Consider the following 8,258-nt stretch of genomic DNA (forward strand, 5'->3'; position numbering starts at 1 on the left):
CGGCGCGCCCCCGCCGGGGGGCGGGGCGCGCGGGAAAGCCTGCCCTCGTTGAGACAGGGCTCGAAAAGTTTGTGTACCTCGCGCATTTCGGCCTCCATCTCGGCGAAGGAGGGCTTCTGCACGGGGTGGCGGGTGATGATGGTCTGGCGCACGGTCATGGCGAACTCGTCCCAGCGGGCCTGGCCCTGCACTTCCGTGAGCAACAGGAAGGCCTCCTTGCGCATTTCGGGATCGAGCAGGTCTTTTTTCTCACCGGCGAAGAAATTCTTCACTTTTTCAACCCATTCCATCGCAGACCTCCATGGGGTCGGGTTCCGGGGCGCGGTTGCGCCCGGTCATTGCGGAGAGGCGTTGCGGCAGTACCGCTGGCACCAGTCGCGGGCGAATTCGGGGGCGCCCTTGCACCCGCCGAGGCCCATCCGCCGGACCTGCTCCGCGTACACTTGCGCGCAGCCTTCCAGGCAGGCCTGCTGGGAGGGCTGGGGCGCGCCGATCACGGAGAGGTAGGCGTCGCAGGTGTTGATGGGCACGCAATCGGTCTGTGGTCCGGCGTCGTACTGGTAGCAAAAGCCCTTGAATTCCGATTCGGTCATGGGGCGCACCGGACCGCAGGCCGCAGCCAGGGCCAAAAGCGCCAGGCACAGGACGATTCGCATGGAGCCTCCAGGGGGGACGCAAAGTCCCACGCCTTGAAAATACATGCTCCGGGACGGAAATCAAGCGGCCGTCGCCGCCCCGGCGGAAGAGCTTGACGCGCACCGCCCGAAGGGCGACTAGGAAGGAGCGCGGCCCGGCCAGGCCGGGCCATTCCCGCGCCCCAGGAGGACCCCATGCCATCTTCCCCCTGCCAGGCCGCCCGCCAGGCTTCCCGCCGGGCCGTCCGCGCGCTCCTGGCCCTGACGCTCGTCGTGGCGGCGGCGCTGGCCCCGCCGTCCGCCCAGGCCCAGCCTGCGCCCGACGGGCGGGCCGAAGCCGTGCTGCGCGCCTCGTGCGCCGCCCTGGCCGGACTTTCGGCCTACAGCTTCACCGCCCAGGTGGACCGCGCCCTGGCCTGGCCCTCGGGCGACAGCGCCCGCGCCTCCCAGGTCGTGAAGGCCCTGGTGGCCAGGCCCGACCGCTTCCGCGTGGAGGTGGCCGGGGACGACCGCGACCAGACCGTGGTCTGCGACGGCAAGACCCTCACCGTGCTGGACGTGGACGCCAACGTCTACGGCGTCGTGGAGGCCCTGGCCTCCATCGACGACACCGTGCGCGACGTGCTGGCGCGCTACGGCCTGCACTCCCCCCTGGCCAACCTGCTCTACAACGACCCCTGCCGGGGCGTGGAGGAGTGGGGCCCCAAGGCGCGCTACCTGGGCCTGCACATGGCCGCAGGCAGGAGCTGCCACCACCTGCTCGTGCTGGGGGAGGACATGAACTGGGAACTCTGGATCGACCAGGAGGACGCCCTGACGCGCAAGCTGGTGGTCACCGACAAGACCCTGCCCGGCTGGCCCCAGTACGAGGCGGTGATCACCTCCTGGAACACCTCGGCCCGGATTCCGGCCAAGGCCTTCGCGTTCGTCCCGCCCAAGGACGCGCGCAAGGTCCCCGTGCTGCCGGTCTCGGAACCGCAACCCGCCAACTAGGAGCGAGCCATGCGTGGAACCATCACATCCGGGTCGGGGCGCGTCCTGTCGTGTCTGCTGGCCTGCCTGCTGGCGGCGGTCCTGGTCGCGGGCGACGCCCTGGCCAGGGGCGGCGGCTTCGGCGGCCGGGGCGGCGGCTTCGATCGTCCGGAGGGGCCTGCCCGGGGGGCCGGTTTCGAGGGAACGCGCGCGCCGCGCGGCAACTTCGACCAGGTGAACCAGCAGAGGAACTTCAACCAGGTCAACGAGGACAGGAACTTCAACCAGGTGAACGTGCAGCGCAACGTCAACGTGAACAACGTCAACCGGCCAGGGCCCTACCCCGGACCAGGCCCGTATCCGCGCCCGCTGCCGCCTCCGCCCCCGCCGGTGGTGCCCGTTCCCGTCCCCGTGCCCGCCTACGGCGGCTGGGGCTACAACTCCGGCTACGGCGCGGGCGTGGCGGCCGGCGTGGCCGCCGGGGCCATGCTCACGCTGCTGCCCGCCACGGCCGTGATGATCGCCAACCAGAACTCGGGGCCGGTCTACCGCGTGGACACCCGCTGCTACCGCGAGGTGATCAGCGGGGGCCAGACGGCCTATCAGCCCATCCCCTGCCCCTGACCGGCAGGGTTTTCGCGCCTTCCCACGGCCCGCCGCGCATTGCGCGGCGGGCCGTCCGCTTTGCGGCGCGGGGAGGGATTTCCGGCAAGCTTGTAACCCTTTCGCTCCCGGATCGCACTTACCCGTCGAGCGCGCTCAAGCACTCGACACGAGAAGGAGCGAACCGATGAAACGCAGAGCCGTCATCCTGGCGTTGCTGGCAGTGTTGACCGCCTCGGCCGCGGCCGCAGGCGACATGGGCCCCCCCCAGGGCGGCCCGGGAGGCCCGGGCATGGCCGGCCACGACCCCTTCAAGGGCATCGTGCGCATGGCCGACGAGTTGAACCTCAGCAAGGAGCAGAAGCGCTCAGTGGCCCTGATACTCAAGGAGAGCCGCGAGAAGGCCCAGGCTCTGCGCGAGTCCATGAAGGCCGCCTGGCGCGCCATGGGCGACGTGATGGCCGCATCGCCCGGCGAAGAGGCCAAGGTGCGCCAGGCCGCCCAGGGTCTGGCCAAGGCCGGGGAGGAACTGGCGGTGTTCACGGGCAAGGTGAAGGCTCGCGTGGACGCCGTGCTCACCCCTGATCAGAAGGCCAGGCTGGCCGAGAAGCGCAAGGAATTCCAGGAGCGCCGCGAACGCGGCCGAAAGTCCCTGGACGAGTGGATCGACGAGAACGCCAAGTCGTAGCCGCCCGCGCGGACACGCTGATAAAGCCCCGGGGGAAGGTTTTCCGCCGGGGCTTCGCCGGTGCGGCCGACCCGCTACCCCGGGTCGCCCACGAAGGCGAAAGCGCCCCAGAAGAAGGGGTCCGGGTGTCCGAAACGGGAGCGCACGGCCTCTTTCTGGCGGAGCATGGCCTGCCGCAGGGCCTCGGAGCGCTTCATGCCCTGGCTTTGGGCCAGCGTGCGGTAGAATTCGCCCATGAGCTCCGCCGACTCGCGGTCCGGCACGGGCCAGAAGCTCATCACCAGGCTCCTGGCCCCGGCCTGGGCGAAGGCCCGGCGCAGCCCGAACACGCCCTCGCCCCCGCGCACGTCGCCCGTTCCGGTGTTGCACCCGGAGAGCACCACCATGCGCGTGTCCTTGAGGTCCAGGGCCAGGGCCCTGGACGCCGTGAGCAGCCCCTGCGGCCCCGCGTTGGCCCCGGCCAGGGCCAGGCCGGAGCGGCCGAGCAAGCCGGGGTCGGCGGCGTCCCCTGGCCGCACAGCGGGCAGGAAGAAACCGTGGGTGGCCACGTGGAGCACTTCCGGCGAGCGCGCTCCGAGCAGGGCCTCCACGTCGGCCTGGACGCCCAGGCGCAGGTCGCAGGCGTCGGGACCGAGCAGGGCCTGGATGGAGCGCACTTCCCGGCGCGTTCCCGGCAGGGGCGAAAACCAGAGATCTTCCACGCCGCGCACCTCGGAAGGGGGCTTGCGGGTCTGGGTTGCTCCGCCGGGGGGCGCGCCGCGGTCGAAATCCGGATCGCCCAGGAGGATCGTCCGGCCGGGCCGGCCGCCGTTGCCGCGCATGCCCAGCAGCTCGCGTCCGCTGGTGAGGTAGGTGAACCCGTGGCGCTCCAGCAGGAAGCGGCCGTCCGGGGCGGCCATGACCTCGAAGGGAGCCAGGCTCAGGGCCGCGTCCGGGGCCACGAAGACCTCCCGCGCCCTGGCCAGGGCCTGGGCCAGGGGGGCATAGGCCGCGTCGTGCAGGCGGCGGCAGGGGCCTCTCCAGCGCGCCTCTCCGCCGCCGGGGCCTGCGGGCTGGATGGTTTCCAGAAACGAGCGCACGGCCCCGTCCACGTTGGCGGCGGGGCCCAGGTCGGCCATGTGGACCTCCGCCCCGGGCAGCAGGACGAAGGCCAGGTAGCGCTGCTCGCCGCCGGGCTGCTCTCCGGGGGCCGGGGGGGCGGCGTTGTGGCGGACCAGCTCCAGCAGGGCCGCTCCCTGGGGGAGCGCGGCGGCCACGGAGCGGGCGTCGGCCGCCTGCATGGTCCTGGCGCGCTGCCAGCCCGCGTTCATGCCCGCCAGACGGACTTCCAGCTCTTCGGCCCTGGCTTTGAGCCCCGCGAGGCGTTTGGCGTCGCGTGGTTCCTCTTCCACGGCGAAAGCCGCGTGGGAGAGCGCGGCGCGCGTGCGGCAGAGCTCCTCGAAGAGCCTGCGGGTGGCCTCGTCGCCTGAGAGCAGCGCCTCCTGGAAGGCCTTCTGCACTTCCAGCACCGCGCCTTTTCGCCGCAGCACGACCCCCAGCGCAGCCTCCCGGGCCTGGGCCGAGCCGGACAGACGCCGCGCCGCGAGGGTCAGGAACTGGTGGAAATCCCTCTCCGAGCGGGCCAGGAAGGCGAGCTTCTGCTGCTCCGAGGTGGAGCCCTTGATGCGCTCGATCAGGGCGATCTGGGCGTTCTGGGCCTCCAGCATCTGCTGGAAGGCCTGCTGGTGGTCGCCCTTGGCGGCGAGCGCGCGTCCCAGGGCCATGAGGGCCTCGGCAGTGTGCGGGTGTTCCGGCTCCAGGGCCTGGCGGGCGCAGTCCACGGCGGCCCTGGCCGCCGTTTCGGCGGCGTCCAGGGCGTTCTGGTCCAGGTAGAGACCGCTCAGGACGGTGAGGGTCAGGGCCAGGGCGTGCAGGTTGCCCTTGGCCTCGCGGATTTCCAGGGCGCGGGTGAGCAGCGGTTCGGCCAGGGCCGGATGCCCCAGGCGCGCCTGGATTTCGCCCAGGTTGTGCAGCGAGGTGGAGAGCACCAGGCTGTCCGCAGGGAGCTTGGCCCTGCGAATGGCCAGGGCGCGTTCGGCGTAGGGCAGGGCCGCCTTGAAGTCTCCCTCCCCGGCGTGGAGCCGGGCCAGCATGCCCAGGCAGGTGGCCGTGCCCAGGCCGTCCGGTCCGTCGGCGCGCTCCATGATCTCCAGCGCCTGTTCCAGGAGCGGGCGGGCCTTGGCGTAGTCGCCGAAGGAGACGTAAAGCCCGCCCTGCATGCTCAGGGCGGCGGCCACGGCGGGGTGGGAGGCCCCGTTGCGCTTGCGCACGGCGTCGTGCAGCCGGGCCGCCAGGGGGATGGCCTCGGCGTAGCGGCCGCTCTCGTTGAGTTCGGTGATGCGCGCCAGCAGGTCGTCGGCCGTGGCGTGCTCGCCTTCTTCCAGGTGCACGCCCTGCCGGGCCTTGCAGGCGCACAGGAGGGCCAGGAGGAGCAGCGCGGCCGCCGCGAGGCGCAAGGCGGCGACGCTCCGGGGCGCGTGGAGGGCGGGCATGGGTTCTCCGGGGTGCGGGCCTCCCGGAAGAGGCCTCCGCATAGGCTAGACTTTGATCTTCTCGTACTGCTCCAAGGCGTTCTGGCGCAGCTTGGTGAGGCGCCTGAGCTCTTCGCGCAGCTTGGTGCGCACGGCGTTATCGTGCTGGAAGGTCACCAGGTCGGTGTTGATCTGGGCCTCGATGCGGTCGGCCTCGGCGGTGATCCTGTTCATGAGATCCCGGGCCTGGTCCTTGAGCTTCTGGAGATTCTCCTGCAGGCGCGTGCCTTCCTCTTCGGACTTGGCGGAGGCGGCTTTCTTGGCTGTGGAAGCGATGTCGGAAATCGTGGACTTCATGGCGGAAATCTGCCTGGAGAACGTGTTCACCGTGCTCTCCGCGTCTCTTCCGGCGCACTGGGCCTGGGCCGGCGCGGCTGCGAGGATCAAAAGTAGCAACAACGGCAAGGCGCGAGCAAAAGACATGAGATCTCCTTGGGTGCAGGTTGATGCGGAGCGTCCCGGCCGGACATCACCGGGGTTGGAGCACTTCCTTGAGCAGTTCCGCGAGGGCTTCGTTGGATTCGTCGCGGGCCAGCAGCTCCTTGAGCAGGCGCACGGCGCGGGCCTTCTGGCCCAGGGCGTCCAGCCCGGCGGCGAGGGCGAAGTCCGCCGTGGCGTCGCCGGGGGGCAGGGCCTTGCGCAGGGCGTCGCAGCGGGCCTCCAGGCGGGAGAGGTCCTTCTTGCCCGTGTCGTCCAGGGGGGCGTCCACCGGAGGGGAGCTTCCGGAGCGCACGGTGATCTGCCCCGCGATCAGCTCGGGCTGGGAATCCAGGAGCGCCGAGCCGCCCACGGGCACCAAGGTCGGCTCCAGGGGGGTGATCGCGGGCGCGAGGGCGGCTCCGGCCGCGTCCGTCCCCCTGGCGCCGCCTTCCTCCACCACCAGCAGGGCCGGACCTCGCCAGGCCTCGGTCTTGCCCGCCTGGAGGAAGCTCAGGCGCAGCGCCGCGCCGGGTTCCAGGGTGATCCTGTCGCCCGGCAGGAGCTTGCGGAAACGTTCGAGACGCGTTTCGGGGGCTCCCTGGCGGGAGAGAAGAACGCCGCCCTCCGCCAGGGCCGCCACGCATGCGGGCCTGGCCGGAGGGGCGGCCCAGGCGGAGGCCGCCGCGAGCAGTGACGCAAGGATCAATGTGAAGAGCCGTTTCATGGAGTCTCCTTGGGTTCTTCCAGTCCCAGCACGGCGAAAACCCTCACGGGCAGGGCCTTGCCCTTCACGGGCAATGTCTCGCTGCGCCCCGTGACAAGGCCTGGGCCGACCGCGCGCGTCACGGATTCGCTGGCCAACACGGTCGCGCCCATGGTCTTGCACAGGCCCTCGATGCGCGAGGCCGTGTTCACGGTGTCGCCGATCACCGTGAACTCCATGCGCGTCGGCGAGCCGATGTTGCCCGCCACGGCATCTCCCGCGTGCAGCCCCACGCCCGCCCGGAAGGCTCCGGAGCCGAGGTCCGGGAAGCGCCGGGCGACCCAGCCGTCCATGCGCCGGGCGGCTTGTTCAAGGTCCAGGGCGGCCGCCACGGCGCGGCGCGCGTGGTCCGCAGCCGGGACGGGGGTGCCGAACACGCCCATTACGGCATCGCCTATGAATTTGTCTATCATGCCGCCGTGGCGCTGCACGGCCTCGCAGGCCAGCTCGAACCAGGCGTTGAGCAGCTCCACGATCTCGGAGGCGGTCAGGCGTTCGGAGAGCGTGGTGAAGCCCCTGATGTCGGAGAAGAGCACCGTGATCTCCACGGGATCGCCACCCAGGCGGGGCTCCGCGCCGTCCTTGAGGATGTGTTCGAGGGCTTCGGCGGAGACGTAGCGGCCGAAGATGCGCCGGACGCGTTCCCGGTCGCGTTCGGTGCGGCGCAGGCGCAGGCTCCCGGCGGCGGCCCAGGCCAGGGCCGGACCGGCCACGGCCCCGGACACGGGGACCAGCCAGCCCGCCAGGAACAGGCCGAACCCCGCGCCCCAGGCGCACGCGGCGGCCAGCAGGCACGCCCCGGCCGCGCGCAGGGGCGAGGAATGCTCCGCCCGCCAGGAAATCCAGGCCAGGAAGGGCAGCCAGCAGGCGACGGCGGCCCAGGCGGGCGGGAGCCTGAGCGGGCCGGACCCGGCCAGTGTCTCCACGATGTTGGCGTGCACTTCCACGCCGGCCATGTCGCGCGAGCCGCCAAAGGGCGAGGCCAGCGAGTAGGGGGTGGGCTGGCGGTCGCCCGAGCCCTCGAAGTCCGCGCCCACCAGAGCCACGCGGCCGCGCACCAGGGCGGCGTCGGCCTCCGAGGGAGGTTCGTCCCCGGCGAAGCGCGCCAGGGAAACCCTGGGGATCGTGCCCGGCGGTCCTGTGAAGTCGATGGGGCGGGCGGCCGACGGGTCGGCGTCCGGGACGTTTCCGGCGCGGGGCTCCAGGCGCGCCGCGCCCAGGGCGGACAGGGTGCGCCAGCCGGGGCCCGCCTGCGCGCCGGGCAGCGCGCGCACGAAGCGGCGCACCACCTTGTCCGGGTCGCGGGGGAAGAAGGTGAGGCCCACGTGGTCGCGCGCCGAGGGCAGGGCCTCCAGGTATTCGGGCGCGGGCAGGCGCGCCGCGAAGCCTTCCGGCGTGCGCGCCAGCTGTCCGGCCAGGATCACGAACCCCGAGCCCAGGACCCTGAGGAAGGGGAGGTCGTGGTCGAGCAGTGCCTCGGGGGGCGCGTCCAGGGTGGAGAGCCAGTCCGTCGGGGTGGCGGCCAGCAGGGCGTCCAGCGCCACGCAGCGCGCGCCCGCCTGGCGCAGGCGCTCCGCGGCGCGGGCGTAGACCGGCCCCCAGAACAC

At 72.0% G+C, this 8,258-nt stretch carries 9 protein-coding genes; 3 read left to right on the top strand and 6 right to left on the bottom strand.

Annotation, left to right across the window (positions count from 1 at the left end):
* Window positions 1-290: hypothetical protein (locus tag ACV4UX_RS15490; protein ID WP_491594183.1), on the bottom strand; the 290-nt coding region annotated here is incomplete at its 3' end.
* A gap of 45 nt (window positions 291-335) precedes the next feature.
* Window positions 336-656, bottom strand: a complete 321-nt coding sequence (locus tag ACV4UX_RS15495; protein WP_491594184.1) for a hypothetical protein — start codon at window positions 654-656, stop codon at window positions 336-338.
* A 174-nt stretch (window positions 657-830) separates the two neighbouring features.
* Here ACV4UX_RS15495 and ACV4UX_RS15500 point away from each other — a divergent pair, with 174 nt between their 5' ends.
* The 3 genes from ACV4UX_RS15500 to ACV4UX_RS15510 all read left to right on the top strand — a co-directional run bounded on the left by ACV4UX_RS15500 (window position 831) and on the right by ACV4UX_RS15510 (window position 2,898).
* A complete protein-coding gene (locus ACV4UX_RS15500) occupies window positions 831-1,628 on the top strand; it encodes a DUF2092 domain-containing protein (protein WP_491594185.1) in 798 nt (265 codons plus the stop codon).
* Window positions 1,629-1,637: 9 nt separating this feature from the next.
* The gene (locus ACV4UX_RS15505) at window positions 1,638-2,231 is read left to right on the top strand and encodes a hypothetical protein (RefSeq protein ID WP_491594186.1); all 594 of its coding nucleotides are present in this window, start codon (window positions 1,638-1,640) and stop codon (window positions 2,229-2,231) included.
* Between the two features lie 166 nt (window positions 2,232-2,397).
* Window positions 2,398-2,898, top strand: coding sequence for a Spy/CpxP family protein refolding chaperone (locus ACV4UX_RS15510; RefSeq protein ID WP_491594187.1), 501 nt, complete (start codon window positions 2,398-2,400; stop codon window positions 2,896-2,898).
* A gap of 74 nt (window positions 2,899-2,972) precedes the next feature.
* On the opposite strand, the gene ACV4UX_RS15515 is transcribed toward ACV4UX_RS15510, so the two are convergent.
* The 4 genes from ACV4UX_RS15515 to ACV4UX_RS15530 form a co-directional block, all read right to left on the bottom strand.
* Window positions 2,973-5,429: a CHAT domain-containing protein gene (locus ACV4UX_RS15515; protein WP_491594188.1), complete on the bottom strand. Its 2,457-nt coding sequence runs from the start codon at window positions 5,427-5,429 to the stop codon at window positions 2,973-2,975.
* A gap of 45 nt (window positions 5,430-5,474) precedes the next feature.
* Window positions 5,475-5,855 carry a hypothetical protein gene (locus tag ACV4UX_RS15520; RefSeq protein ID WP_491594189.1) on the bottom strand — a complete coding sequence of 127 codons (381 nt, stop codon included), beginning with the start codon at window positions 5,853-5,855 and terminating at the stop codon, window positions 5,475-5,477.
* 82 nt (window positions 5,856-5,937) lie between these two features.
* Window positions 5,938-6,612 carry a hypothetical protein gene (locus ACV4UX_RS15525; RefSeq protein ID WP_491594190.1) on the bottom strand — a complete coding sequence of 225 codons (675 nt, stop codon included), beginning with the start codon at window positions 6,610-6,612 and terminating at the stop codon, window positions 5,938-5,940.
* The coding region (locus ACV4UX_RS15530) for an adenylate/guanylate cyclase domain-containing protein (protein ID WP_491594191.1) at window positions 6,609-8,258 on the bottom strand (1,650 nt) is incomplete at its 5' end. The genes ACV4UX_RS15530 and ACV4UX_RS15525, both read right to left, overlap by 4 nt.

The organism is Fundidesulfovibrio sp., assembly GCF_058402725.1.

Excerpts from the sequence above, each read along its gene's own strand:
- ACV4UX_RS15495 (WP_491594184.1), bottom strand. The coding sequence starts at position 656 with ATGCGAATCGTCCTGTGCCTGGCGCTTTTGGCCCTGGCTGCGGCCTGC.
- ACV4UX_RS15500 (WP_491594185.1), top strand. The coding sequence starts at position 831 with ATGCCATCTTCCCCCTGCCAGGCCGCCCGCCAGGCTTCCCGCCGGGCC.
- ACV4UX_RS15505 (WP_491594186.1), top strand. The coding sequence starts at position 1,638 with ATGCGTGGAACCATCACATCCGGGTCGGGGCGCGTCCTGTCGTGTCTG.
- ACV4UX_RS15510 (WP_491594187.1), top strand. The coding sequence starts at position 2,398 with ATGAAACGCAGAGCCGTCATCCTGGCGTTGCTGGCAGTGTTGACCGCC.
- ACV4UX_RS15515 (WP_491594188.1), bottom strand. The coding sequence starts at position 5,429 with ATGCCCGCCCTCCACGCGCCCCGGAGCGTCGCCGCCTTGCGCCTCGCG.
- ACV4UX_RS15525 (WP_491594190.1), bottom strand. The coding sequence starts at position 6,612 with ATGAAACGGCTCTTCACATTGATCCTTGCGTCACTGCTCGCGGCGGCC.